Source organism: Paracoccus sp. MKU1, from assembly GCF_001447385.1.
In the GTDB taxonomy this organism is placed as follows: domain Bacteria; phylum Pseudomonadota; class Alphaproteobacteria; order Rhodobacterales; family Rhodobacteraceae; genus Paracoccus.
The window spans coordinates 107,145-131,775 of the sequence record NZ_LLWQ01000162.1 but is presented as its reverse complement, the minus strand read 5'-3'; the positions used below and the strand labels follow the sequence as shown (position 1 = coordinate 131,775).

Here is a 24,631-nt window from a genome sequence, read left to right as displayed (position 1 = left end):
CCTTACCAGCCCGAACCTTGCAGATCGGTCAGATCCAGCTCCAGCAGTTCCAGGTTCTCGGCCGCGGTGCCGTTGCCCGACAGCGTGTCATGCACGGCCGACCAGAATTTCGACGAGATCTCGTTATACTTGCTCTTGACCGGCCCCGAGGGGCGCGGCACCGCATTGGCGAAGACCTCTTTCCAGCGCGGGATCAGCGGCACCGCCTCGGCGATCTCGGCATCGTCGTAGAGCGCGACCACGGTGGGCAGGTTGCCGTCCAGCAGCGCGCGGCGTTTCTGCGCCTCGGCCGAGGCGAGATAGAGCGCTAGATCGACCGCCGCCTCCTGCTTGGTCGAGAATTTCGACACCGCGACGTTCCAGCCGCCCAGCGTCGCGGCCGAGCCGGCCTCGGCCGTGCCGGCGGGCAGCGGCGCCACGTCGAACTTGTCCTTGACCGCGCTGTCCGCGCCCGCGCTCAGCGCGAAGGCATAGGGCCAGTTGCGCATGAAAACGGCGTTGCCGGTCTGCCAGACGCCGCGCGCCTCTTCTTCCTTGTGCGCCAGCACGCCGCGCGGGCTGATGGTGCCGATCCAGCTGGCCGCCAGTTCCAGCGCCGCCACCGCCTGCGGATTGTTGATCGAGACGGTGCCGTCCGCCTCGACGATTTGGCCGCCGCCAAAGGATTTCACCCATTCCAGCGCGTTGCAGGTCAGCCCCTCATAGGCATTGCCCTGCCAGACGAAGCCCCACAGATCGCCCTGGCCCGCAGCCCGCTCGCCGTCCTGGATCAGCTTGGCGGTCTCGGTCAGTTCGGCCCAGGTGCCGGGCACCGGCTTGCCGTATTTCTCCAGCAGGTCGGTGCGGTAATAAAGCGCCGGGGCATCGGTATAGAGCGGCAGCGCCACCAGCTTGCCGTCCGTGGTCTGGCTTTCGATGACCGAGGGGAAATGTTCGCCGACAATGTCCTTGGCCGCCTCGGACAGATCGACGAAATATTCGGAAAGCTGCGGCGCCCAGATCACGTCGGTCTGATAGAGGTCGACGTCCTTGGTGCCGGCCGCCAGCCACAGCCGGTATTGTGCGAACTGGTCCGAGCTGGACTGCGGCATCGGCACCAGCGTCACGGTATGGCCGGTGCGTTCCTCCCAGGGCTTGACCAATTCCTTGAAATGCTCGGCCTGCTTGCCGACCCCGCCCGCGACATAGAACAACTCGTCCGCCACGGCAGGCAGCGCGATGCTGCCCATCAGCGCGGCCAATGCGACCGGACGCAAGGCGCCCCGGCTGAATTTTCCCATCAATTCCTCCCCTTTACAAGGTGCCTCCCCAGCACCGTTCGCAGCGTCGGCGCCTTGCTTGCGCCATCCTGAAGACAATCCGAAACCTTTCGGAAATCTCTACTGCATTTGCCGATTCCGGTCAAGAATTCCGGCAACCCAGCCGTCATCGCCAACATGAAACCGCACGAACCCGGCAAAAACCATGCATTTCCAAAGAAAGTCCGCATGGCGGAGCGACGCCCTCTCAACGCGGAAGGCGCATCGCCGATGTCATGCGCTAACATCGGCGCCATCGTTTCGGGCCCAAGACGATTCCGCGGCCCGAATCACCCGGCCCAGCCGAAAACCGGCCGCGCAAAGGCGTTCCAAAACATTTCGGATGAAAGGATCCACAGATTTCGGGCTATCCGGCCCGAGGGCGGCAAACCGGCGCGGCTGCGGAAAAAAGGCGCCGGCTTGGCCGGCGCCGCTGGATTTCAGCTCTCGAGCAGGCGCCGCAAGCTGGCCATGGCGCGCTCGCGCTCCTCCTGATAGCCGATCAGCCCGGCATAATCGCCATTGGCGTCAAACAGCAGCATGGTCGAGGAATGGTCCATGCTGTAGTCGCCGCCCTCTTGCGGCGACTTGCGGGCATAGATGCGGAAGGCCTTGATCGCCTTGGCGACCTCCTCCGGCGTGCCGGAGACGCCAACCACGCCCGGCACCCAGGAGACATATTCGCGCAACGCCTCGACCGTATCGCGCTCGGGATCGACGGTGACGAAGAACACCCGCAGATCCTTGCCGGCCTCGCCCAGTTCCTCCTGCCAGCTCGCCACGTCGCCCAGCGTGGTCGGGCAGACGTCCGGGCAATGGGTGAAGCCGAAAAACACCGCCGAGGGCTGGCCCTTCAGCGTCGCCTGGGTGAACTCTGTGCCATCCGTGGCGGCAAGGCGGTAATCGCCCCGCCCCAGCGAGGCGGTGCCCGCATCGGCGATGGTGCCCGAGCGTGGCGCGACGAACTGGAACCAGCCGAGCCCCGCCAGCGCCAGCACCACCAGCGCCCAGAGCGCATAGCGCACTGGCCGCAGCGGCGAGCCCTTTCTAATGTCCGCCATGTCCACCATCCTTTCCGCCGTGCTTGCCGGCATTCATCGGTCCGACCGTCATCGGCACCTCGACCTCGCCGGCCTTCTCGAAATGCAGCGTGACATTGACCGTCTCGCCCTCGACCAGCGGCTGCTTCAATTCCATGAACATCAGGTGATAGCCGCCGGGCTTCAGTTCAACCGTCGCCCCGGCGGGGATCGGCAGCCCGTCGGCAAGCTGCCGCATCTTCATCACGTCGCCCTCCATCGCCATCTCGTGGATCTCGGCGCGGCCGGCGAAATCGACGCTGGCCGAGACCAGCCTGTCATCCGCGCCGGCATTGGCGACGGTCAGGAAACCGCCCGCCACCGGCGCACCGGGAGGCGTCGCGCGGCTGAAGGCCCCGCTGAGCGTCAGATCGCCCAAGGTCACCGTCCCGGCCGTTGCCGCATGGCCTCCATGCCCGTGCCCGGCCTTGGCCTCGGTGACGGTCACGCCCGGGGCGGGGTTCGGCGCTTCCTTGTTGCCGGTGACGTCGATCCACTCCTCCTTGCCATCCGCGCATTCCTGCACGGTCTGGAAATACAGCACCGTGCCCGGTGCGACATCGGCGCCGACCGTGCCGCGAATGACGAATTCGTCATACCAGTCGTCCTGCAACGCGCCGCCGGACCAGACCACCTCGCGCGTGCCCTCGGTCATCGGCGTGCCGTGATTGTCGAAGGGCTGGGCATAGGGGCCCTTTACCGTTTCCAGCGTCCAGCCCGCCTTGGGCATGGGCTTGGCGTTGTAGAAACCCTCGGGCAGTTGCACGCGCAGGGTCTGGGTGGCCTGCCCGTCGCAGCCATGGCCGATGCGGATCACCGCGCGATAGGCGGCACCGGCCGGGGCCTCGGAGTGCTCCAGCGTGGCATGGGAGAGGGCGGGACTGGCGCCAAGCGCCAGCAACGAGACGCAGAGCGCGCCAAAAACAGGGTTTTGCATGATCGTTCTCATCTGATGGAAAGGATGCCCGGCGGGACTTGGCCCACGGGCTGCCAAAGCAGGATTCCGTCAGACGAGCACCGGCGGCCCCCGCGCCGAGGGGGCCAGCATCTCGGCGCGATAGAGGTGGTCGGGCAGATCCAGCGACCGTTCCATGCGCAGCGCCGGCAACAGCGGCGCCGGCGCCGCGGCTACCGCGCCCTGCAACAGCGGCTGGCCATGCGGCGCCCAGTCGCAGGCATGGGGATCGCCATGCGGCGCCTCGCCGGCCGGGACCAGGCTGCCATCGGCCGCCACGGCCATCTGGACCGGCCCCTCGCCCGAGCACAACACGACGGTGACGCTGCCCTGCGCATCGCGGGCGATCATCGTGCCGGGCAGGATCAGCGAGAACAGCAGGAAGGGCAGGACCGCCAGCCAGCAGCACAGGCGCCGCAGCGACCCGCCGCGCCCAAGCCCCGCCGTCCGATATCCGCCCTGAACCTGCATGCCCGCAGCCCTGTCAGAAATCCGCGCCGGAGAAAAGGGACAATATGCCGCAATCACCGGCGGATCGTCCGCGCCAGAACGATGACCGGCAGGATGCCGATGAGCACGATAATCAGCGCAGCAATGGCGGCATCCTCGTAGGTGCCGCGCGCCGCCTCGCCATAAAGATGGGTCGAAAGCGTCTCGAAGTTCAGCGGCCGCAGCAGCAGGGTGGCGGGCAGCTCCTTGACGCAATCGACGAAGATCAGCAGCCCCGAGGCCGCCAGCGCCGGGCGCGAGATCGGCACATGCACCTCGCGGAACACCTGGCCCGGGCTGCGGCCCAGCGTCCGCGCCACATGGTCGAGCGAGCGCGGCACCCGGCTAAGCCCCGCCTCGATCCCGCCGGTGGCGATGGCCAGGAAGCGCGCGACATAGGCATAGATCAGCGCCGCCCCCGAGCCGAGCAGCAAAAGCCCCGGCCCGGCGCCGAACAGCGCCTGCGAGATGGCGGCGATCTGCCGGTCGGCCAGCGCGATCACCGGCAAGAGCCCGATGGCCAGGATGGTGCCGGGCACCGCATAGCCCAGCGTCGAAAGCCGCGCCATGGCCTGGGTCAGCCGCCCGGGCCGCATCCGCGCCGCGCCGGTCACCACCAGCCCCAACAGCAGCGCGACCAGCGTCGCCAGCGCCGCGAAGAAGGCGGTGTTGCCGGCCTCCTCGAGGATGCGCGGCGACAGCCCGGCAAAGCGGTAGCGCGCCCAGGCCGCGCCGACCAGATACCAGGCCGGCGCCGCAAAGCCGAAGGTGACCGGCAGCGCGCAGACCAGCATCGCCCCCCAGGCCCGCCAGCCGCGCAAGCGCGTGCGCCGCAAGGGCTGGCTGCGCTGCGCGCCCGCCGCGTAGCGCTGGCGCCTGCGGCCGCGGCGCTCCAGCATGACCAGCGCCATGGTGATGGCCAGCATCGCAAGCGCAATCTGCGCCGCCCCCGGCAGGTCCGAGCGGTTGATCCAGGTCGAATAGACCGAGACGGTCAGCGTCCGCACGCCCAGGAACTCGGCCGCGCCGATGTCGTTCATTGCCTCCATCAGCGCGAGCGCCGTGCCGATGGCGACGGCGGGCCGGGCCAGCGGAATCGCCACGCGCAGGAAGGTGGCGACCGGCCCCGCCCCCAGCGTCCGCCCGGCATCCAGCAGGTTGCCCGCCTGCATGGCAAACAGCGCCCGCACCGGCAGATAGACATAGGGGTAAAGCACCAGTCCCAGCAGCACGATGCAGCCCGGCATCGAGCGGATGTCGGGCAGGCGGAACTCGCGCGGGCTGGAATAGCCCAGCCAGCCGCGGATCGCGCCCTGCACCGGCCCGACCGGATGCAGCAGGTCCAGATAGGCATAGGCAACGATATAGGTCGGCACTGCCAAGGGCAGCAGCAGCGCCCAGCCGAAGATGCGCCGCCCCGGGAAATCGCAGGCCGCGACCAGCCAGGCCGTCACCGTGCCGAGCGTCGCGACGATGATGCCGACACCGGCCAGCAGGATCACCGTCTGCCGCGCCGCCACCGGCAGCACGTTGCTGACCAGATGCGCCCACAGCCCCGGGCTGCCCTGAAGCGCGAACAGCCCCAGCGCCAGCACCGGCAGCAGAACGAGCGCGGCGACAGCCAAGGCTGCCGCCTGCCAACCTGCCCCCGCGCGGACGCGGGAGCGTTGTGCCAGTTCGGGGATCATGCGGCCTGCGCCCGCGACAGGCTCAGTTGTCGAAGCCCACCGCCTCGGCCAGCTCGCTCGCCGCCTTGCGCTGGCGGGCGATCTCGGTCAGGTCGGCGCCGTCCACCTTGAGATCGGCAATATCCTCGATCACCGGGCTGACCGCGACGCCGGGCTTCACCGGATATTCGAAATTCGCCTCGGCATAGATCTTCTGCGCCTCGTCCGAGACCAGGTATTCCAGCAGCTGCACCGCCTGGTCGCGGTTCGGCGCATTCTTGGCCACCGCCGCGCCCGAGACGTTCACCTGCGTGCCGCCGCCTTCGAAGGTCGGCAGGACGACCTTGATCGCCTTGACCCATTCCTCCTGCTCGGGGCCGCCAGCACCGCTGCGCATCAGGCCGACGTAATAGGAATTGGCGATACCGATCTCGCAGATGCCGCCCATGATGTCGCGCGCCACGTCGCGGTCGCCGCCGCCGGCGGTGCGGGCCAGGTTCGCCTTGACGCCCTCCAGCCAGGTCTTGGCGGCTTCCTCGCCGTGATGCACGATGTACGAGGCGGTCAGCGCCACGTTATAGGGGTGCTGGCCCGAGCGGATGCAAACCTTGCCCTGCCATTCCGGCTTGGCGAGGTCTTCATAGGTGAAGCTTGACAGGTCCAGATCCTTGTCGGCGTAAAGCACCCGCGCCCGCTGCGACAGCGCGAACCAGTTGCCGTCCTTGTCGCGCAGATTCTCGGGGATGGCGGCGCTCAGCGCCTCGGATTCGACGGGCTGGGTCAGGCCGCGATCCACCAGATCGACCAGGTTGCCGATGTCCACGGTCATCAGCACATCGGCGGGCGACGCCTCGCCCTCCTGCTCGACCCGCTCGGGCAGGCCGTCCTTGAGGAAGATGGTGTTGACCTTCACCCCGGTGGTTTCGGTGAACGAGGCCAGCATCGGCTCGATCAGATTCGGCTCGCGCGTGGTGTAAAGGTTCAGTTCCTGGGCGCTGGCGGCAACCGCCTGCGCAGCCAGCATGGCGCCAATCAGTCCAGATAGTCCAACACGCATCAGCCTGTCCTCCTTGCGATTTCTCGACATGTTTACTAAACTAATTACTAATGTAAACTATTCTCATGCGGTTGCGGTCACGAAGGGATGCCGATGAACCAATTCGCCAGCCCTCCCGACTGGGCCAGCCAAGTGGATGCGCGCCATGTCGCGCCGGATGCCGCCGCAACCCGGCCCATGCTGGAGGTCGAGGCGCTGTGCCGCCGCTTCGGCGGCGTGGCGGCGGTCGAGGATGTCGGCTTCAGCGTCACCCGAGGCGAGGTGATCTGCCTGCTCGGCCCTTCGGGCTGTGGCAAGTCCACCACATTGCGTATGATTGCCGGCATCGAGCGGCCCGATTCCGGCCGCATCCAGATCGGTGGCCGGGCCATGTGCGACAGCGGCGCCTTCCTGCCGCCCGAGCGGCGCCCGGTCGGGCTGGTGTTCCAGGATTTCGCGCTGTTCCCGCATCTGGACGTGGCGGCGAATGTCGGCTTCGGCTTGCAGGGTCCGGCGCCGGAAAAACGCGACCGGGTGGGCGCGCTGCTGGAGCGGGTCGGCCTGTCCAGCCATGCCGCGAAATATCCGCACGAGCTTTCGGGGGGCGAGCAGCAGCGCGTGGCGCTGATCCGCGCCCTGGCGCCGCGCCCCTGCCTGATGCTGATGGACGAGCCGTTTTCCAGCCTCGACCACCGGCTGCGCGACGGGGTGCGCGACGCGACGCTGGACCTCTTGCGCGAAAGCGAGACCACGGTGCTGATGGTCACGCACGACCCCGAGGAGGCGATGCTGATGGGCCATCGCATCGCCGTGATGCGCAAGGGCCGGCTGATCCAGGAAGGCCGCCCGGACGAGCTTTACAACCGCCCGGCGGATCGCGGCGTGGCGGCCTTTTTCTCGGACCTGAACATCGTCGCCGGCCGGGTGTCGGGCGGCCGGGTGCAGACCAGCCTGGGCGCCTTTCCGGCCCCCGGTCTTGCCGAAGGCAGCCCGGCCGAGGTCGTCATCCGTCCCCAGCACCTGGTCCCCACCGAGGCCGGCGGCACGCCGGCCCGGGTCGAGCGTGCCCGCTATCTGGGCCGCGAAAGCCTGATCGAGACCCGGCTGGAACCCGGCGGCGCGGCGATGAAGTCCCGCGTCCCCGGCCTGATCCTGCCCGCACCCGGCAGCCTGATCCATATCGCCGCGCAGCCCGACAGCGCCATGGTCTTTGCCGGCGACGGCGAATAGGACCTTACTATTCGGCCGCCGCCCGGCAGGCGGTGCCGGCCTCGAGCAGCGCGCGGATCTCGGGGCGGCACGAGCCGCAATTCGTGCCCGCCCGCAGCGCCCGCCCCACCGCCTCGACCGAAGTCAGGCGCTGGCTGGCGATGGCCTGCACGATGCTGTTCACGCCGATGCCGAAACAGGCGCAGACCAGCGCGCCCTCGTCCGGGCGGTCGGCGCCGGGGCGGCCGGCCAGCGCGCCCGCGCCGTCCTCGCCCAGCAGCGCCGCGACATGGCTGCGCGACAGGCCCACCGGCGCGGGCGCGACGAACAGCGCCGCCCGCAGCCGGCCGTCGCGCAAGAAGGCCAGCCGCACCTGCCCGCGGGCGCGGTCGTGCAGCACCAGCGGCTCGTCCGGGAGGCCGAACAGCGCGCGGGCATGGGCGGTCCAGTCCTGCACCGGCTCCAGCCCGGCCAGTTCGGCCTGCTCTCCCCTGGGCAGCGTGGCCCGCGCCCAATAAGCGCAATCCGGCCGGATCGCGCCCGCCGAGACGGCAAAGCCGAACCAGCGCGCGGCAAAGGGCCGGATCGCCATCGCCGCCGATTTCAGGGCCGGCTGGCCCGAGACCGGATCGACCGTCCCCGGCACCAGCGCATCGACCCGGCCCGAGGGCGCAGTCTCGCCCGTCCAATGCATCGGCGCGAAGGGATGGCCCGGCGCCACCCGGTCGGTCACCAGCACCCGCAGGACCGCGCGGCCATGCGGGCTGGCAACCTCGGCCAGGCTGGCGGGGGCCAGGCCCAGCCGGGCCGCGTCGCTGGGATGCAGTTCCAGGAAGGGTTCGGCCAGATGGCGGGACAGCCGCGGCGACAGGCCGGTGCGGGTCATGGTGTGCCAATGATCGCGCACCCGGCCGGTGTTCAGCCGGAAGGGATATTCGGCGCCGACCGGCTGCGGCGGGCGCGGCGAGACCGCGACCATCCGGCCCCGGCCCGAAGGCGTATGAAACCGCCCGTCGCCAAAGAACCGCCCGCCCTGCCTGCCCGCCGATTGCGGCCACAGGAAAGGCTCCAGCGCGTCATATTCCGGCTGGGTGATGCCGGCATGGGCCGAGATGTCGAAATCGCTGCCCAGCCCGCCTGCGACGCCGGACAGCGCGGCATGTTCGGCAAAGACCTGCGCGGGGCCGGTCCAGCCGAAGGCATCGGCCCAGCCCATGCGGCGCCCGACCTCGGCCAGGATGCGCCAGTCGTCGCGCGCCTGCCCGGCGGGGGCGAGGGTGCGGCGCTGGCGGCTGATGCGGCGTTCCGAATTCGTCACCGTGCCATCCTTTTCGCCCCAGCCGGTCGCCGGCAGCAGCACATGCGCCAGCCGCGCGGTGTCGGTCCGCGCCATGATGTCCGAGACCACGACGAAGCCGCAGCCGGCGATGGCGCGGGCGACGCGATCGGCCTCGGGCATGGTCGCGGCGGGGTTGGTGCAGATGATCCACAGCGCCTTGATCCGGCCCTCCTCGACGGCGCGGAACATGTCCACGGCCTTCAACCCCGGCCGCTCGGCCATGCGCGGCGCGTTCCAGAAGCCGCGCACCGCCGCGCGATGCGCCGGGTTCTCGATCTCCAGGTGGCAGGCCAGCATGTTGGCCAGCCCGCCGACCTCGCGCCCACCCATGGCATTGGGCTGGCCGGTGACGCTGAACGGCCCCATGCCCGGCCGGCCGATGCGGCCGCTGGCCAGGTGGCAGTTCAGGATCGCATTCACCTTGTCGGTGCCGCTGTCGGACTGGTTCACGCCCTGCGACCAGACCGTCACCACCTTGTCGCTGCCGCACCACAGGTCGAAGAACTGCCGCAGCTGGCTATGCGCCAGCCCGGTGGCCGAGGGCAACGTCTGGCGCGCAGCGGCCAGCGCCTCGTCGAGCCCGTCCAGATGCGCACCGGCATCCCCATCGGCGAGACCGCGCCGCGCGATCTCGGCCAGCAGCAGATTGAACAGCGCCGCATCCGAACCCGGCGCCAGCGGCAGATGCAGGTCAGCAATATCGCAAGTCGCGGTGCGGCGCGGATCGACCACCACGACCCGCGTGCCCCGCGCCTCGCGCGCCGCCGCCAGCCGCTGGTAAAGCACCGGATGGCACCAGGCCAGGTTCGAGCCGACCAGCACCACCGTATCGGCCAGCTCCAGATCCTCGTAGAGCCCCGGGACCGTGTCGGTGCCAAAGGCCCGCCGGTGCCCCGCGACCGCCGAGGCCATGCAGAGCCGCGAATTGGTGTCGATATTGCCCGAGCCGATGAAGCCCTTCATCAGCTTGTTGGCAACATAGTAATCCTCGGTCAGCAGCTGGCCCGAGACGTAGAAGGCGACCGAATCCGGCCCGTGTTCTGCGATGGTTTCGGAAAACCGGCGCGCGACCAGGTCCAGCGCCTCGTCCCAGCCGGCCTCGCGCCCGTGGATGCGCGGGGCAAGCAGCCGGCCGGCATGGCCGACCGTCTCGCCAAGCGCCGCGCCCTTGACGCAAAGCCGGCCCCGGTTCGCCGGATGATCGGGATCGCCCGCGATGTCCAGCCCGCCCCGACCGTCGGGCGTCGCCAGCACGCCGCAACCCACGCCGCAATAGGGACAGGTGGTGCGGATGGTCTGCATGGCGGCCCTCACTCGGCAGGAACGGCGGCGGTGGCTTCGGAGGGCGCATCCACCGCACGCCGGGGCGAGGTCCTGTGATGCGTGGCATAGATCATCGCGCCGACAAAGATCAGCCCGCCGACCAGGTTGCCCAGCACGGTCGGGATCTCGTTCCAGATCATGTAGTCCATGATGGTGAACTGGCCGCCCAGCAGCAGCCCGGCCGGGAACAGGAACATGTTCACGATGGAATGCTCGAAGCCCATGTAGAAGAACACCAGGATCGGCATCCACATGGCGATGACCTTGCCCGAGACGCTGGTGGACATCATCGCCGCCACCACGCCGGTCGAAACCATCCAGTTGCACATGACCGCGCGGATGAACAGCGTCAGCATCCCCGCCGCGCCATGGGCGGCATAGCCGAGCGTCCGCCCCTCGCCGATATGGCCGATCTGTTCGCCCACCGCGTTCGGCGCCTCGGAAAAGCCGAAGGTGACGATGATCGCCATGAAGACCGCGACGGTGAAGGCGCCGGCGAAATTGCCGGCAAAGACCAGGCCCCAGTTGCGCAACATCCCCTGCATGGTGACGCCGCGGCGACGGTCGATCAGCGCCAGCGGCACCAGCGTGAACACGCCCGTCAGCAGATCGAAGCCCAGCAGGTAGAGCATGCAGAAGCCGACCGGGAACAGCAGCGCGCCGATCAGCGGCTCGCCGGTGTTCACGGTGACGGTCACGGCGAAGGCGGCGGCCAGTGCCAGGATCGCCCCGGCCATATAGGCGCGGATCAGCGTGTCCTTGGTGGACATGAAGACCTTGGCCTCGCCGGCATCGATCATCTTCTTAGCGAAATCGGCAGGATTGACATAGGACATGAGCTTGCTCCTTCAGGCGGCGCGGGGGCGTGAGACGAGTTCGGCGCTGATGAGGATGCGGCCCTGTTCGACGCGGACGGGCCAGGTGCGGACCGCGCCCTCGTCGGCGCCCTGCGCTGCGCCCGAGTTCATGTCGAACACCCAATTGTGCAGCGGGCAGGTCACGCGATCGCCATGCACGATGCCCTCGGACAGCGGGCCGCCCTTGTGCGGGCAGCGGTCGTCCAGCGCAAAGACCCGGTCGTCCAGGGTGCGGAACACCGCGACGCAGCCCTGCGCCGTGCGGATCACGCGCGCGCCCTGGCGGGGAATCTCGTCCAGGGCTCCGATATCGACAAAGATGGTCATTCCGCGGCCTCCAGGGTCAAATCGGCAAGGGGGGCCCATTTGGGCGTTTCGGTAATGGTGGAATGTTCGGCCCAGGGGTCGCGGCGATAGACCGACTGGCTGATCTCGAAGCGTTCGACCAGCGCGCGGCGGGTCGGCAGGTCGGCGATCTGTTCCTTCACCCAGTCGAGCCCGACCTTGGCCACCCATTTATAGGGCCGGTCCAGATAGCGCGCATGTTCGCGGTAAAGCTGGACGAAGGCGGTGATGATCTCGACCGCCTCGTCCTCGGACGGGGTCGAGGCAAGAGGCTCGGTCTCCTTCACCTCCATCCCGGCGGCGCCGGCGACGCTGATCTGGTAGCCGCTGTCGACGCAGATCACGCCCACGTCCTTGCAGGTCGCCTCGGCGCAGTTCCTGGGGCAGCCCGAGACGCCCAGCTTGACCTTGTGCGGCGTCCACGAACCCCAGAGCAGCTTTTCCAGCCTGATCCCCAGCCCGGTCGAATCCTGGGTGCCGAAGCGGCAGAACTCGCTGCCGACACAGGTTTTCACCGTGCGCAGCCCCTTGGAATAGGCATGGCCCGAGACCAGCCCGGCGGCATTCAGGTCGGCCCACATATGCGGCAGGTCCTCTTTCTTCACGCCCAGCAGGTCGATGCGCTGACCGCCGGTGACCTTGACCATCGGCACGGCATATTTCTCGGCCGCGTCGGCGATGGCGCGCAGCTCCGAGGGCGTGGTGACGCCGCCCCACATGCGCGGCACCACCGAATAGGTGCCGTCCTTCTGGATATTGGCGTGGTTCCTTTCGTTCACGAAACGAGACTGGCGGTCGTCCTGGTATTCCAGCGGGTATTCGGCCAGCAGGTAATAGTTCAGCGCCGGGCGGCAGGAATGGCAGCCGCCGGCCGTTTTCCAGCCCAGCTCCTGCATGACGGCCGGGATCGACTTCAAGCCCATGGAACGGATCAGCCGCCGCACGTCCTCGTGGCTGTGGTCGGTGCATTTGCACATGCCGGCGGGCGCGGGCGCGACGAAACCGTCGCCCAGCGTCAGCTTCATCACCTGCTCGACCAGCCCGGTGCAGGTGCCGCAGGAGCCGCTGGCCTTGGTGCAGGCGCGCACCGCATCGAGCGTATGCGCGCCGCCCTGCACCGCGGCGACGATGGTTCCCTTGCAGACGCCGTTGCAGCCGCAGATCTCCGCCTCAGGCGGCAAGGCTGCAACGGCCGCCATAGGGTCCAGCGCGGTCCCCCCCTGGAAGGCCGGGCCGAAGATGAGCGTGTCGCGCATCTCGCCGATGTCGGTTTCGTCCTTCATCAGCCCGTAGAACCAATTGCCGTCGGCGGTGTCGCCATACATGACCACGCCGACGATGCGGTCGTTCTCCAGCACCAGCCGCTTGTAGATGCCGCGGCCGGGGTCGCGGAACACGATGTCCTCGCGCCCCTCGCCTTCGGCGAAATCGCCGGCGCTGAACAGGTCGCAGCCGGTCACCTTCAGCTTTGTCGCGGTCTGGACCGGGCGGAATTCGGCCTCCTCACCCAGTAGGGTCCGGGCCAGCACCTTGGCCTGGTCGTAAAGCGGCGCGACAAGGCCGAAAACCTGGCCCCGGTGCTCGACGCATTCGCCAAGCGCGAAGATATGCGGGTCGCTGGTGCGCAAGGCGTCATCGACGACGATGCCGCGCTCGACCTCCAGATGCGCATCGTTGGCCAGCCGCACCTCGGGGCGGATGCCGACCGCCATGCAGACCAGATCGGCGGGGTGGACGGTGCCGTCCTCCAGCAACACCGCCTCGGCGCGGCCATGGCCCAGGATCGCCTTGGTCGCGCCCTTGCAATGCACCTTGATGCCGCGCCGCTCCAGGTCGCGTTGCAGCAGATAGCCGGCAGCGGGGTCGAGTTGCCGCTCCATCAGGTGGCCCATCAGGTGGACGACGGTGACATTGGCACCCCGCGCCGCCATGCCGGCGGCGGCCTCGAGGCCCAGAAGCCCGCCGCCGATCACCACGGCATCCTTGCCGGCCACGCCGGCCTCGATCATCGCGTTGGTGTCCTCGAGGTCGCGATAGGTCACCACGCCCGGCAGATCGCTGCCCGGCACCGGGATGATGAAGGGCGCCGAGCCGGTGGCGATGACCAGCGCGTCATAGGGCGCCCCGCCCGCATTGGAATAGACGGCGCGATTGGTGCGGTCGATCCGCACCACCGGCTCGCCGAAGCGGCAATCGACGCCATGCGCGGCATACCAGTCCGCGTCATGGGTGACGATCTGCTCATAGGTCTTTTCGCCCGACAGGACCGGCGACAGCATCAGCCGGTTGTAGTTGCCGCGCGGCTCGGCGTTGAACAGGGTGACCTGCCATTCGCCGGGCGCGGCCTCGAACAGCTGCTCCAGCAGGCGGCCCGAGGCCATGCCGGCACCGATGACGACAAGTTTCTTCATCGCGGGACTCCTTTCTCAGGCGGCTTGCAGGGGCGCGCGGCCCATCTGGCGGATCGAGGCGTACATCCAGAGCGCGCAGGCCCCGACCAGCAGGAACAGCGCCATGAAGCAGCTGGACCACAGCCCGGTCTGGTCGCGCAGCCAGCCGAACAGCAGCGGCAGCGCAAAGCCGCCAAGGCCGCCGATCATGCCCACCAGCCCACCGACCGCGCCGACATGGCCGGGGTAATAGCTGGGGATGTGCTTGTAGACGGCGGCCTTGCCCAGGCTCATGAAGAAGCCCAGCACGAAGATCACCGCCAGGAAGACCGGCACCGGCACGCCCGAGGGGATCGACAGGATCGCGGTCGCGGCCAGCGAGACGAGGAAGGTCGCATACATCACCGCCCGCGCGCCGATGCGGTCCGAAAGCACTCCGCCATAGGCGCGGAAGATCGAGCCGGGGATGGAATAGGCCGCGCCGATCATGCCGGCGGTCCCGACACCGAAGCCATAGACCTGCGTCAGGTAATGCGGCAGCCACAGCGCCAGTGCCACGAAGCCGCCGAAGCTGAAGAAGTAATAGGCCGAGAAGCGCCAGACCCGAAGCTGACCCAGCGGCGCGAACTCGGCGCGCAGCGGCGCCTTGCGGCCGGCCCCTGCGGCGGTGACGGGATCGTCCTTGCTCAGCAGCCAGAACAGCACGGCGGTCAGCGCCAGCGCGCCGGCCCAGATCTGCGCGGTCGCCTGCCAGCCCAGCGCCAGCATGACGAAGGGCGCGGCGAACTTGGTCACGGCGGCGCCGACATTGCCGGTGCCGAAGATGCCCAGCGCCGTGCCCTGCCGCCCCTCGGCATAGAAGCGCGAGACATAGGCGACGCCCACGGCGAAGGAACCGCCGGCCAGCCCGACGCCCAGCGCCGCCAGCAGCATCTGCGGCCAGGTCGTGGCCAGGGACAAAAGAAACGTCGCGACGGCGGCGGAAAGCATGGTCAGCGTATAGACCAGCCGCCCGCCCAGCCGGTCGGTCAGCACGCCCAGCCCGATGCGGACCAGCGAACCGGTCAGGATCGGCAGGCCGATCAGCAGGCCGAACTGGGTCTCGGTCAGGGAAAGCTGCTCGCGGATCTGCAAGCCGATGATCGAGAAGATCGTCCAGACCGCGAAGCAGATGGTGAAGGCGAAGGTCGAGAGGCCCAGCGCGCGGCTGGCCTCGGATGATGGAACGGGGGGAACGGCGGGCATGATGGCTCCGATGCGTTGCTGATGGCGAAGGCTGTCGGAAAGCACGCGGCCGGGCGGCGAGAGACCGCAGCGGAATTGCGCTTTCGGAGGAGAGGATTTCCGCATCGTCGCGGGAACCCGTGCCGCATCATTGCGAGCGGGCCGGTGGCGCGCCGTTGCGCCGGGCCATGGGATCAGACTGGGTCAGGACGCGGGCCGGATCAAGCCCTGATGCGGCATCGCAGCATCCGCCGCCGGTTCCGCCCGAAAGCCGGGCATCCCCGTGCCCGATCTGCCCGCAAAACGCTCAGCCGGCGAAGGGTGGCTCGAAGATAGTGCCGTTGAAGAAGGCATCGGCGCGCAGAATCATCTGGCCCTTTTCGGCCGCGACCTCGCGGTCCTGCGCCAGCGCACCCTCCAGCCGGGCCGAGGCGCCGGGCAAGGCTGCCCCCGCCGCGCGCAGATGCCGACGGTAAAGATCGGTGCGGAAATGCGCCATCGCCTTTTCCATCGCCGGCCCAGGCTCCAGCCCATGGCGCTGCGCGATGCGCTGCGCAAAGAAGGCGGCCAGGCTTTTCCAGGGAAAATTCGCCGCGCCGGCATGGAAGGCGACAAAGCCCGGCACATGGCGGATCTCGCCCGAGGGCGTGACCTGCAACCGGCCGGTCAAGCCGCGCTCGGCCAGTTCGGCCGGCAGGTCCAGATATTCGCGCCGCGACAGGATCTCGGCGGCGGTGTCGCGGTTCTCGGGCTCGTCGAGCCAGCGCCCCGCACGCCAGATGGCCCGCATCAGCGCACCTGTCACCTGCGGCTCGGCTTCGGTGAAGTCGCGACGCAGCACCAGCCCCTTTTCCGGCGGCGCGGCCCAGATCGCCGTGCCGGGCAAGAGCAGCGCGGCCAATCCCCGGTCCACCGCGCTCGATGCCCAGGGCTCGCCGACGCAGAAGGCATCGACCTCGCCCGCGGCCATGGATTCGGCCATCAGCGGCGGCGGCACGGTGACGACCTCCAAGGCCGGGCTGAAGCCGCAGGCGCCGAGCCAGTGCCGGATCAGTTCCAGCTGGGTCGAGAAATGGAAGGGCACGCCCACCCGCAACCGGCCCGGCGCGGCGCAATGCAGCGCAAGGGCGGCCTTTCGGGCGTCGCGAAAGTCGAAATCATGGCCCTGCTCGCGCATCCTGGCGGCCAGCGCGGCGCTGACCGCGACCGCCTGCCCACCCTGGGATAGGAACATCACCAGGTCCAGGTCCGGCAGCGCCGGGCCCAACCCCAGCGCCTGCGCCACCGGCATCGGCACCAGCATATGCGCCGCCTCGATCAGCCCGGCACCCAGCATGTCGCGGGCCTGCGCCCAGGCGCCCAGGCGCAGTAGCCGGAACTCCAGCCCTTCCTCGGCGGCAAAGCCCAGCTCGCGCGCCACGATCAGCGGCGCGGCATCGATCAGCGGCACATAGCCCAGGCGCAAGGGTGTCAACGGCATGAGAGCAACCCCGCGGCAAGGACCAGTTGCTGCGCGATCTCGGCCACACGCTTGCCCTGGTCCATCGCCGTCTTGCGCAAAAGCGCATAGGCGGCCTCTTCGTCGATGCCGCGTGCCTTCATCAGCACGGCCTTGGCGCGGTCGATCACCTTGCGCTCCTCCAGCGCGGCGCGGGTGGCGGCCAGTTCGGCGCGCATGCGCTGGAACATGTGAAAGCGCGCGATGGCCGCGTCCAGAACCGGCTTGATCCGGTCGGGGCGCAGCCCGTCCACGACATAGGCCGAGATGCCGGCCTCGACCGCCGCCCGCGTCAGGTGCTCGTCCGAGCGGTCCACGAACATCGCCACCGGCCGCTCGGTCGGGCCCGAGGCCAGCGCCAGCTCCTCGAGCACGTCGCGCGAGGGGTTGGCCAGATCGATCAGCACGATGTCGGGCCGGCATTCGGCGATATGGCGCGCCAGCCCGGTTTCCTCGGAGATGATGCGGATGTCATGGTCGCCGATCTCGCGCAGCCCGTCCACGATCGGGGCGGCGCGCTCCGGGTCGGGTTCGATGACGACGATCGAAAGGCGCTTGTCCATCTGCTTCCTGCTCTCTCCCGCCCCAGCAGGTGCCACCGCAACCCCGCGCCCGCAACGCCTGTCCCGGCGCGCAGCCCGGCCAGTCCCGGATCTGCGCAATATACGGGCAGCTGAGGGCGGCACTGCCCATGGTTCGGGCGGTGCCAGGGCCGCCCGATTCCCGCCCCGCGGCCTTGAGCCTGCGAGGGGTTCGGCTAATCTGGGCGCGACGCGCGAGCAGAGGGAAGCCATGGCGGAGATCATCCTGTTGACGGGCAAGGCCGCCCCGCTGCCCGGAAGCGACCAGAAAAGCGGCATCGACAAGCGCCCGGTGGATCGCCCGCTGGCACTTGGCCCCGAGGGGTTTTCCGGCGACGAGCAGGCCGACCGTCGCGTGCATGGCGGGCCGGAAAAGGCCGTGCATCATTATCCATTCGACCATTATGCGGCATGGCGCGAAGAGCTTGGGCCGCTGCGCCCGGCGGAACCGCCGGGGGTTTCACACCCCCGGACCCCCGTGGAGTATTTGGAAAACGGTGAAATCAGGCGGTTGCTGGAGGCGCCCGGCGCCTTTGGCGAGAACATCTCGACCCGGAGGCTGACCGAGGCGGAGGTCGCGGTGGGCGACATCTTCCGGCTCGGCACGGCGCTGGTGCAGGTCTCGCAGGGCCGCCAGCCGTGCTGGAAGCTGAACCGCCGCTTCGGGGTCGAGGCCATGGCGCGGCGCGTGCAGGAAAGCGGCCGCACCGGCTGGTATTACCGCGTGCTGGAGCCGGGAATCGTGACGACCGGCGATCGGCTGGAGCTGATTGATCGCGTGGCGCCGGACTGGACGCTACGCCGGCTGTGGCATGCGCTCTATGTGGACCGGCTGAACCTTGGCGAGTTGCAGGGCATCGCCGCGCTGGACGTTCTGGCCGAAGGCTGGCGGCGCTATGCCATCCGCCGACTGGAAAGCGGCCGGGTCGAGGACTGGTCGCAGCGGCTGGAGGGCCGCGCATGACCCGCCCGCTGGTGATCTCGATCCAGAGCCAGGTGGTCATGGGTCATGTCGGCAATTCGGCGGCGGTGTTCCCGATGCTGGCGGCGGGGCTGGAGGTGACGCCGATCCCGACGGTGATCTTTTCCAACACGCCCGATTATCCGACCCTGCGCGGCCGGCCCTTGCCCGGTGATTTCTTCGCCGACCTGCTGCAAGGCGCCTGGGATCGCGGCCTGCCCGAGCGCGCGGATTTCCTGCTGACCGGCTATATCGGCTCGGTCGAAGTGGCGCAGTTGACCGCCGATTTCGTCGCCCGCGCCAAGGCGGCGAACCCGCGCCTGCGCTATTACTGCGACCCGGTTCTGGGGGACGAGCAGCCCGGCCTCTATGTGCCGCAGGAGATCGCCGACACCTTCCGCGACCGGCTGCTGCCCATGGCCGACATCGCCTCGCCCAACCCGTTCGAGGTCGCCTGGCTGACCGGCCAGCCCATCGCGGAATTGGCCGACATCCACCGCGCCGCGCTGGCCCTGCGCATGGCGCCCCAGGCGCAGTTGATCGTCACCGGCTGCAAGCTGCGCGAGACCGCGCCCGGCATGCTGGAAAGCGTGATCCGGGGACCACAGGGGCTGACGCGCCATCCGACGCCGCACCTGCCCGTGGCCCTGGCCGGGACCGGAGACCTGCTCGCCGGGCTGATCACCGCCGCGCTGGGGCAGGGTCGCAGCCTGGCGCAGGCCGTCGAATTCGCACAGATCCAGACCGCGCGCGCGCTCAGCCGGGCGGCGGAGCTTGGCACCAAGGAGGTGGTGCTTTCCGACCCCGAATTCCGCACCGCGTTGCTCAGGCCCTGATGCCGCGGGCTTCTTTCGTGCCCAAATATCCCGGGGGAGTCGGGCCGCAGGCACGACGGGGGCAGAGCCCCCTAATCCTTGCGCAGCGCGTTCAGCAGCGCCGCGCCCAGGGCGCCGGGCTGTTCCTTGCCGGCGGGCGCCGCGGATTTCGGGCCTCGGCCCGGCTGGGCCCTGGGTCCGCGCTCCTTCTGCGCGTCGCGGGCCGAGGCGCCGCCATCCTTGCGCATGGTCAGGCCGATGCGCTTGCGCGCCACGTCCACCTCGGTCACCCGGACCTTGACCACGTCGCCGACCTTCACCACCTCGTTCGGGTCCTTCACGAACCGGTCGGCGAGCTGGCTGATATGCACCAACCCGTCCTGATGCACGCCGATATCGACGAAGGCGCCGAAGGCCGCCACATTCGTCACCGTGCCTTCCAGCGCCATGCCCGGGCGCAGATCCTTGATGTCCTCGACCCCCTCGGCGAAGCTCGCCGTGACGAAGCTGGGGCGCGGGTCGCGGCCGGGCTTTTCCAGTTCGGAGAGGATGTCGCGGATGGTGGGCAGGCCGAAATGCTCGTCGACGAAGGCTTCCGCCCGGATACCCTTCAGCGCCGCGCCATTGCCCATGATCTGGCGGATGTCGCGGCCGCAGGCGGCGACGATCCTGCGCGCGACGCCGTAAGCCTCGGGATGGACCGAGGAAGCGTCCAGCGGCTCCTTGCCGTCGCGGATGCGCAGGAAGCCCGCGCATTGCTCGAAGGCGCGCGGACCAAGCCCGCCGACCTTCTTCAGCGCCGCGCGCGACGGGAAGGCGCCATTCTCGTCGCGCCAGGCCACGATGTTCTGCGCCAGCGACGGACCCAGCCCGGCCACATGCGCCAACAGCGGGGCCGAGGCGGTGTTCAGATCCACCCCCACCGCGTTCACCGCATCCTCGACCACCGCCTCCAGCGTCCTGGCCAGATGCCGCTGGTCCACGTCGTGCTGGTATTGCCCGACGCCGATTGATTCAGGCGGCACCTTGACCAGTTCGGCCAGCGGATCCTGCAACCGCCGCGCGATCGAGACCGCGCCGCGCAAGGACACGTCGAGGCCGGGAAACTCCTTCGCAGCCAGTTCCGAGGCGGAATAGACCGAGGCGCCGGCCTCGCTGACGATCACCTTGACCGGCTGCTTCACGCCCTCGGGCAGGCGCTTCAGCACCTCGGCCACGAAGCGCTCGGTCTCGCGGCTGGCAGTGCCGTTGCCGATGGCGATCAGCTCGATCTTGTGGCGGGTGATGGCGGCGGCCAGCGCCGCTTCCGCCCCGCGCAGGTCGGATTTAGGCGGAAAGGGATAAAGCGTCGCCGTCTCGACCAGCTTGCCGGTACCGTCCACCGCGGCCAGCTTGACGCCGGTGCGGATGCCGGGATCCAGCCCGAGGGTCGGGCGCGGCCCGGCGGGCGAGGCCAGTAGCAGGTCCTTGAGATTGCGGGCGAAAACCCGGATCGCCTCGGCATGGGCGCGGGCGCGCAGCTCGGTCAGCAGGTCGATATACATCGTGTTCGACAGCCGCACCCGCCAGCACCAGCCCGCCACCTTGCGCAGCCACCTGTCGCCCGGCTGGTCGCCCAGCCGCCCCAGGGCCGAGGCGACGATGCCCTCGGCCCGCGACGTGCCGGTTTCCGGCTCGGGGGCGATCTCGATGGTCAGCACCTCTTCCTTGGCGCCGCGCAGGATCGCCAGCGCCCGATGCGCCGGGATCGCCGCCCATTTCTCGGACTGGTCGAAATAATCGCTGAACTTGGCGCCGACCTGCTCCTTGCCCGGCACCACCTTGGCCGAGATGATCGCCTCGGCCTGCATGAATTCGCGCAGCCGGCCCAGCAGCGCCGCATTCTCGGAAAGCTCCTCGACCAGGATGTCGCGCGCGCCGTCCAGCGCCGATTTCACATCCGGCACCGATTCCGAGACATAGCCCGCCGCCAGTGCCTCGGGCTCGGCGGCACGATCGTCCTGGATGGCGCGCAGCAGCGGCTCCAGCCCGTTTTCCCGCGCGATCATCGCCTTGGTGCGGCGCTTGGGCTTGAAGGGCAGGTAGATGTCTTCCAGCGTGGCCTTGGTTTCCGCCCCGGCGATGGCGCGGGCCAGTTCGTCGGTCAGCTTGCCCTGCCCCTTGATCGATTCGAGGATCGAGGCCCGCCGCGCTTCGAGCTCGCGCAGATAGGCCAACCGTTCCGACAGCGTCCGCAGCTGGGTGTCGTCCAGCCCGCCTGTCGCCTCCTTGCGATAGCGTGCGACGAAGGGCACGGTTGCGCCCCCGTCCAGCAGGCTGGCCGCCGCCGCAACCTGGGCGGGGCTGGCGCTGATCTCGGCGGCGATGGTGCGGGCTATGCGGTCGGTCGCGTCCACGGGCGGCATCCTCTGCTGACTGGAGCGCCGTCATAGCCAAAACCGGCCCGCGATCCAAGCATTCCGACCGGTCGACCGCAGAAAACCGGACCGCAGAAACCGTTCAGGACAGCCGCATCGCCGCGCGCATCCGCCGCTCGAACTCCGGCTCCAGGCGCGGCATGCGCATGTCGCCCTTGGTCGTCTCCATCGCGCACCACAGGTTGGCGATGGCGGTCCAGTTCAGGCCAAGCGGCGCATCGCCGTTCTCGACCAGTTGCAGCCGCCCGGCCAGGCTGCGGAAGGCCACGCCCTTCAGCAGCGCATTGGCATGCAGCAGCGCCTCATCGACCAGCTCGGCGTCGAGCTGAGCCTCGGCCATGGCCAAGAACCCTGAGGGATCGCCTTCGATGAAAAGGGTCTGCGCCTCGATCAGGTAGCTTTCGCAGATCGAGAAACCCTCTGCGCACCAATCCGCCACCGAGCCCGAGAAGCTCTGGCCGCCAACCCCGATTCCGGGGACCTGAAGAAAGGTCAGGCTGCCGTGGTCGCCATAGGGATATTGCATGCCAGCCGCATGCATGGCCTTGCCATTCACCAACATCACTCACCAACCAACAATAGAGATCACTTAATAAGATACAATTAAAACGATCCGCTTGATTCAGGCCAGTTGCCCTTTAGGACAGGTTAACGAATCCTCAACAGCGATAGTTCAAGACATTGTTATTGATGAATTATCGCGGGAACAAATCGCAGCCGCGCCGAACAGCCTCAGGTTGCGGCTGGCTGGCGAAGCCCTGTCCCGGCTTGCCGCTGGACAACCCGCCCCGCAGGGCGCTTGCCGCATATGCCGACGGCCCGCAGGCTACTGGCCGGGCTTTTCTGCGCGCAGCGCAAGGCAGATCGCGGCAGGCAGGGCCCGGCGAACAGCGCACGGAGAGATGATTTCAAGGATCTTCAGAATGGTGCGGGTGGAGGGACTTGAACCCCCACGCCTTGCGGCGCCAGAACCTAAATCTGGTGCGTCTGCCAATTTCGCCACACCCGCATCGCGATCCGCGCCGGCCGGCAGGCCGCAAGGGATCGGCGCCCCTCTTAGCAAAGCCCTCTCCGGGTTGCGAGCGGAAAGTTCAGCAGCCAAGGCGCCGCAGCACCGCCGGAATCCGCTCGGGCAGGTCCTCGGCGATCAGGCCGGGGCCGAAATCGCGCGCCGCCTCGGCATGCAGCCAGGCGCCGGTCGCGGCGGCCTCCAGCGGCGCGAAGCCGCGCGCCAGCAGCCCGGCGACGATGCCCGACAGCACATCACCCGCACCCGCCGTCGCCAGCCAGGGCGCGGCCGCCTCGCCCACGGCGGCGGCGATGCGCGCCTCGCCCCCCGGCGCCGCGATCACCGTGTCCGGCCCCTTCAGCAGCACCACGCAGCCGGCCCGGTCCGCGGCCTGTCGCGCCGCATCCAGCCGCGAGAAGGCCGGCCCGGTCTCGGCAGGGGCCTCGAGCCGCTGCGCCAGATCGGGAAACAGCCGGGCAAATTCGCCGCCATGCGGGGTCAGCACCGCCCGCGGATGCAGCGCGTCCAGCAGCGCATCGGGCGCCCCGGCGAAAGCGGTCAGCGCATCGGCATCGAGCAGCGCCGCCCGGCCCGCGGCCAGCACCGCCGGCACCAGATCCCGCGCCCGGTCCAGCCCCAGGCCGGGGCCGAGGCCCAGCGCGTTGAAGCGCGGATCCCCCAGCAATTGCTCCAGCCCGGCGCGGTCGGAGACGGGACGCAGCATCACCGCGTCCAGCCGCGCGGCATTTTCCGCCAGCGCCTCGGGCGGGCAGGCCAGCGTCACCAGCCCGGCACCGACGCGCAGCGCCGCCCCCGCCGCCAGCCGCGCCGCGCCGCCGCGTCCCGGCCCGCCGCCCAGCACCAGCGCATGGCCGTGGTCGTATTTATGCCCGGCCCGCTTGGCCAGGGCCGGCAGCGGCCCGGCGAACCGCGCGGGCTCCCCCGCCGCCGCCATCCAGCCGTTGATGCCGATATCGACGATGCGCAGCGTGCCGCCAAGCGTCCCGCCCTGTGCCAGCACATGGCCCAGCTTGGCGCGCTGGAAGCTGACGGTCAGCGCCGCCCTGGGCAGGTCCAACCCGCCTAGAACCCGGCCGCTATCGGCACAAAGCCCGCTGAGGATGTCGACCGCGACGATGCGGCAGCCCCGCACCGCCGCCAGCCGCAAGGCCGCCGCGATCTCGGGTGCCAGCGGCCGTACCAGCCCGGTGCCGAACAGCGCATCGACGCAGAGCGAGCCGGGCGGGAAATCCTGGGGACCAAGAGCGGACAGCGCCGCCACCTCGCCCTGCCAGCAAGCCGCCGCCAGTTGCGCATCCGGCGTGGCGGGCGGGGCCAGCGCCGCCAGCCGCACCTGCCAGCCGCGCTCGGCCAGCAGCCGCGCCACGACATAGCCGTCGCCACCATTGTTGCCCGGCCCGCAGAGAATCACCGCGTGCCCCGGGCGCTCGAACTCGGGCCACAGCGCCAGCATCTCGTGCAGCACACCCGCGCCGGCTCGCTCCATCAGCGCGGGTCCGGTGACGCTGCCGCTTCCGATGGCGGCACCCTCGACCGCTCGCATCTCTCGAGTCGTCAGGATCTCGGGCCGCTGGGCCATTTCATCGCACATAATTCAGGCAACCTGCATAATAATCGGGCACACGCCCGGGATTCCCTGTCTGCATGCCGCTTTCCCCATCAAGCCGCATGGACGCGCATCATCAAACCCGCCAATCAGGGCGCAGGCAAGTCGCGAGAGAAGGATCAGGCGATGAAGAAAGTCGAAGCCATCATCAAGCCCTTCAAACTGGACGATGTGAAAGAGGCCCTTCAGGAAGTCGGCGTCCAGGGCCTCTCGGTCACCGAGGTCAAGGGCTTCGGCCGGCAGAAGGGCCATACCGAGCTTTATCGCGGCGCGGAATATGTGGTGGACTTCCTGCCCAAGGTGAAGATCGAGATGGTGCTGCCCGACGACCTGGTCGACGCCGCCGTCGATGCCATCATCTCGGCCGCGCGCACCGAGAAGATCGGCGACGGCAAGATCTTCATCCTGCCGGTCGAACAGGCCATCCGCATCCGCACCGGCGAAACCGGCGACGACGCGGTCTGATCCCGCCCACCCGCACTCTGAAACCAATGACACATGCCCGGCGGCGG

Annotated in this window: 20 protein-coding genes and 1 tRNA gene; 4 read left to right on the top strand and 17 right to left on the bottom strand. The window is 69.0% G+C overall.

All coding sequences use genetic code 11. The annotated features are described in order from the left end of the window. Positions 1-2 precede the first annotated feature (2 nt). The 6 genes from AQY21_RS12335 to AQY21_RS12310 all read right to left on the bottom strand — a co-directional run bounded on the left by AQY21_RS12335 (position 3) and on the right by AQY21_RS12310 (position 6,545). Positions 3-1,280, bottom strand: coding sequence for an ABC transporter substrate-binding protein (locus tag AQY21_RS12335; RefSeq protein ID WP_058097940.1), 1,278 nt, complete (start codon positions 1,278-1,280; stop codon positions 3-5). Between the two features lie 458 nt (positions 1,281-1,738). Next, the gene (locus AQY21_RS12330; protein ID WP_058097939.1) at positions 1,739-2,359 is read right to left on the bottom strand and encodes an SCO family protein; all 621 of its coding nucleotides are present in this window, start codon (positions 2,357-2,359) and stop codon (positions 1,739-1,741) included. Beyond that, entirely contained in the window at positions 2,346-3,314 is a 969-nt protein-coding gene (locus AQY21_RS12325; RefSeq protein ID WP_058097938.1) for a DUF1775 domain-containing protein, read from the bottom strand. The genes AQY21_RS12330 and AQY21_RS12325 overlap by 14 nt, the downstream gene beginning before the upstream one ends. Before the next feature lie 69 nt (positions 3,315-3,383). Continuing rightward, entirely contained in the window at positions 3,384-3,803 is a 420-nt protein-coding gene (locus AQY21_RS12320; protein ID WP_058097937.1) for a hypothetical protein, read from the bottom strand. A gap of 53 nt (positions 3,804-3,856) precedes the next feature. Further along, positions 3,857-5,446, bottom strand: a complete 1,590-nt coding sequence (locus AQY21_RS12315; RefSeq protein WP_238986763.1) for an iron ABC transporter permease — start codon at positions 5,444-5,446, stop codon at positions 3,857-3,859. Positions 5,447-5,531: 85 nt separating this feature from the next. Continuing rightward, positions 5,532-6,545: an extracellular solute-binding protein gene (locus AQY21_RS12310; protein ID WP_058097935.1), complete on the bottom strand. Its 1,014-nt coding sequence runs from the start codon at positions 6,543-6,545 to the stop codon at positions 5,532-5,534. A gap of 93 nt (positions 6,546-6,638) precedes the next feature. On the opposite strand from AQY21_RS12310, the gene AQY21_RS12305 reads away from it, so the two are divergent. Next, positions 6,639-7,754 (top strand): ABC transporter ATP-binding protein, encoded by a 1,116-nt coding sequence (locus tag AQY21_RS12305; RefSeq protein ID WP_058097934.1) that lies wholly within the window; start codon positions 6,639-6,641, stop codon positions 7,752-7,754. Positions 7,755-7,761: 7 nt separating this feature from the next. Here AQY21_RS12305 and AQY21_RS12300 read toward each other — a convergent pair whose 3' ends face one another. The 7 genes from AQY21_RS12300 to AQY21_RS12270 all read right to left on the bottom strand — a co-directional run bounded on the left by AQY21_RS12300 (position 7,762) and on the right by AQY21_RS12270 (position 17,272). Further along, a complete protein-coding gene (locus AQY21_RS12300) occupies positions 7,762-10,374 on the bottom strand; it encodes a nitrate reductase (protein WP_058097933.1) in 2,613 nt (870 codons plus the stop codon). Between the two features lie 8 nt (positions 10,375-10,382). Then, entirely contained in the window at positions 10,383-11,231 is an 849-nt protein-coding gene (locus AQY21_RS12295) for a formate/nitrite transporter family protein (RefSeq protein WP_058097932.1), read from the bottom strand. A 12-nt stretch (positions 11,232-11,243) separates the two neighbouring features. Next, a complete protein-coding gene (nirD, locus tag AQY21_RS12290) occupies positions 11,244-11,579 on the bottom strand; it encodes a nitrite reductase small subunit NirD (RefSeq protein ID WP_058097931.1) in 336 nt (111 codons plus the stop codon). Continuing rightward, positions 11,576-14,008 (bottom strand): nitrite reductase large subunit NirB, encoded by a 2,433-nt coding sequence (gene nirB, locus AQY21_RS12285; protein WP_058097930.1) that lies wholly within the window; start codon positions 14,006-14,008, stop codon positions 11,576-11,578. The genes nirD and nirB overlap by 4 nt, the downstream gene beginning before the upstream one ends. A gap of 15 nt (positions 14,009-14,023) precedes the next feature. Continuing rightward, positions 14,024-15,232, bottom strand: coding sequence for a nitrate/nitrite transporter (locus tag AQY21_RS12280; protein WP_058097971.1), 1,209 nt, complete (start codon positions 15,230-15,232; stop codon positions 14,024-14,026). A gap of 286 nt (positions 15,233-15,518) precedes the next feature. Then, positions 15,519-16,691, bottom strand: coding sequence for a CmpA/NrtA family ABC transporter substrate-binding protein (locus AQY21_RS12275; RefSeq protein WP_058097929.1), 1,173 nt, complete (start codon positions 16,689-16,691; stop codon positions 15,519-15,521). Next, the gene (locus AQY21_RS12270; protein WP_036753460.1) at positions 16,682-17,272 is read right to left on the bottom strand and encodes an ANTAR domain-containing response regulator; all 591 of its coding nucleotides are present in this window, start codon (positions 17,270-17,272) and stop codon (positions 16,682-16,684) included. Before AQY21_RS12270 ends, AQY21_RS12275 begins: the two co-directional genes overlap by 10 nt. A gap of 229 nt (positions 17,273-17,501) precedes the next feature. Between AQY21_RS12270 and AQY21_RS12265 the strand changes: the two genes are divergently transcribed. Both AQY21_RS12265 and pdxY read left to right on the top strand, forming a co-directional pair. Then, positions 17,502-18,254 (top strand): MOSC domain-containing protein, encoded by a 753-nt coding sequence (locus AQY21_RS12265; RefSeq protein ID WP_058097928.1) that lies wholly within the window; start codon positions 17,502-17,504, stop codon positions 18,252-18,254. Further along, complete coding sequence (pdxY, locus tag AQY21_RS12260) at positions 18,251-19,087, top strand: pyridoxal kinase (RefSeq protein ID WP_058097927.1); 837 nt, start codon at positions 18,251-18,253, stop codon at positions 19,085-19,087. Before AQY21_RS12265 ends, pdxY begins: the two co-directional genes overlap by 4 nt. A 71-nt stretch (positions 19,088-19,158) precedes the next feature. On the opposite strand, the gene AQY21_RS12255 is transcribed toward pdxY, so the two are convergent. The 4 genes from AQY21_RS12255 to AQY21_RS12240 form a co-directional block, all read right to left on the bottom strand. Then, entirely contained in the window at positions 19,159-21,471 is a 2,313-nt protein-coding gene (locus AQY21_RS12255; RefSeq protein WP_238986762.1) for a Tex family protein, read from the bottom strand. 94 nt (positions 21,472-21,565) lie between these two features. After that, positions 21,566-22,009: a hypothetical protein gene (locus AQY21_RS12250; RefSeq protein WP_238986761.1), complete on the bottom strand. Its 444-nt coding sequence runs from the start codon at positions 22,007-22,009 to the stop codon at positions 21,566-21,568. Between the two features lie 398 nt (positions 22,010-22,407). Further along, positions 22,408-22,492, bottom strand: a tRNA-Leu gene (locus AQY21_RS12245). A gap of 82 nt (positions 22,493-22,574) precedes the next feature. Continuing rightward, complete coding sequence (locus tag AQY21_RS12240) at positions 22,575-24,092, bottom strand: NAD(P)H-hydrate dehydratase (protein WP_238986760.1); 1,518 nt, start codon at positions 24,090-24,092, stop codon at positions 22,575-22,577. A gap of 153 nt (positions 24,093-24,245) precedes the next feature. Between AQY21_RS12240 and AQY21_RS12235 the strand changes: the two genes are divergently transcribed. Further along, positions 24,246-24,584 (top strand): P-II family nitrogen regulator, encoded by a 339-nt coding sequence (locus tag AQY21_RS12235; RefSeq protein ID WP_058097923.1) that lies wholly within the window; start codon positions 24,246-24,248, stop codon positions 24,582-24,584. Positions 24,585-24,631: the final 47 nt, after the last annotated feature.

Coding starts and splice junctions, on each gene's coding strand:
- AQY21_RS12335 (WP_058097940.1), bottom strand. CDS start 1,280: ATGGGAAAATTCAGCCGGGGCGCCTTGCGTCCGGTCGCATTGGCCGCG.
- AQY21_RS12330 (WP_058097939.1), bottom strand. CDS start 2,359: ATGGCGGACATTAGAAAGGGCTCGCCGCTGCGGCCAGTGCGCTATGCG.
- AQY21_RS12325 (WP_058097938.1), bottom strand. CDS start 3,314: ATGCAAAACCCTGTTTTTGGCGCGCTCTGCGTCTCGTTGCTGGCGCTT.
- AQY21_RS12320 (WP_058097937.1), bottom strand. CDS start 3,803: ATGCAGGTTCAGGGCGGATATCGGACGGCGGGGCTTGGGCGCGGCGGG.
- AQY21_RS12310 (WP_058097935.1), bottom strand. CDS start 6,545: ATGCGTGTTGGACTATCTGGACTGATTGGCGCCATGCTGGCTGCGCAG.
- AQY21_RS12305 (WP_058097934.1), top strand. CDS start 6,639: ATGAACCAATTCGCCAGCCCTCCCGACTGGGCCAGCCAAGTGGATGCG.
- AQY21_RS12300 (WP_058097933.1), bottom strand. CDS start 10,374: ATGCAGACCATCCGCACCACCTGTCCCTATTGCGGCGTGGGTTGCGGC.
- AQY21_RS12295 (WP_058097932.1), bottom strand. CDS start 11,231: ATGTCCTATGTCAATCCTGCCGATTTCGCTAAGAAGATGATCGATGCC.
- nirD (WP_058097931.1), bottom strand. CDS start 11,579: ATGACCATCTTTGTCGATATCGGAGCCCTGGACGAGATTCCCCGCCAG.
- nirB (WP_058097930.1), bottom strand. CDS start 14,008: ATGAAGAAACTTGTCGTCATCGGTGCCGGCATGGCCTCGGGCCGCCTG.
- AQY21_RS12280 (WP_058097971.1), bottom strand. CDS start 15,232: ATGCCCGCCGTTCCCCCCGTTCCATCATCCGAGGCCAGCCGCGCGCTG.
- AQY21_RS12275 (WP_058097929.1), bottom strand. CDS start 16,691: ATGCCGTTGACACCCTTGCGCCTGGGCTATGTGCCGCTGATCGATGCC.
- AQY21_RS12270 (WP_036753460.1), bottom strand. CDS start 17,272: ATGGACAAGCGCCTTTCGATCGTCGTCATCGAACCCGACCCGGAGCGC.
- AQY21_RS12265 (WP_058097928.1), top strand. CDS start 17,502: ATGGCGGAGATCATCCTGTTGACGGGCAAGGCCGCCCCGCTGCCCGGA.
- pdxY (WP_058097927.1), top strand. CDS start 18,251: ATGACCCGCCCGCTGGTGATCTCGATCCAGAGCCAGGTGGTCATGGGT.
- AQY21_RS12255 (WP_238986762.1), bottom strand. CDS start 21,471: ATGCCGCCCGTGGACGCGACCGACCGCATAGCCCGCACCATCGCCGCC.
- AQY21_RS12250 (WP_238986761.1), bottom strand. CDS start 22,009: ATGCAATATCCCTATGGCGACCACGGCAGCCTGACCTTTCTTCAGGTC.
- AQY21_RS12240 (WP_238986760.1), bottom strand. CDS start 24,092: ATGGCCCAGCGGCCCGAGATCCTGACGACTCGAGAGATGCGAGCGGTC.
- AQY21_RS12235 (WP_058097923.1), top strand. CDS start 24,246: ATGAAGAAAGTCGAAGCCATCATCAAGCCCTTCAAACTGGACGATGTG.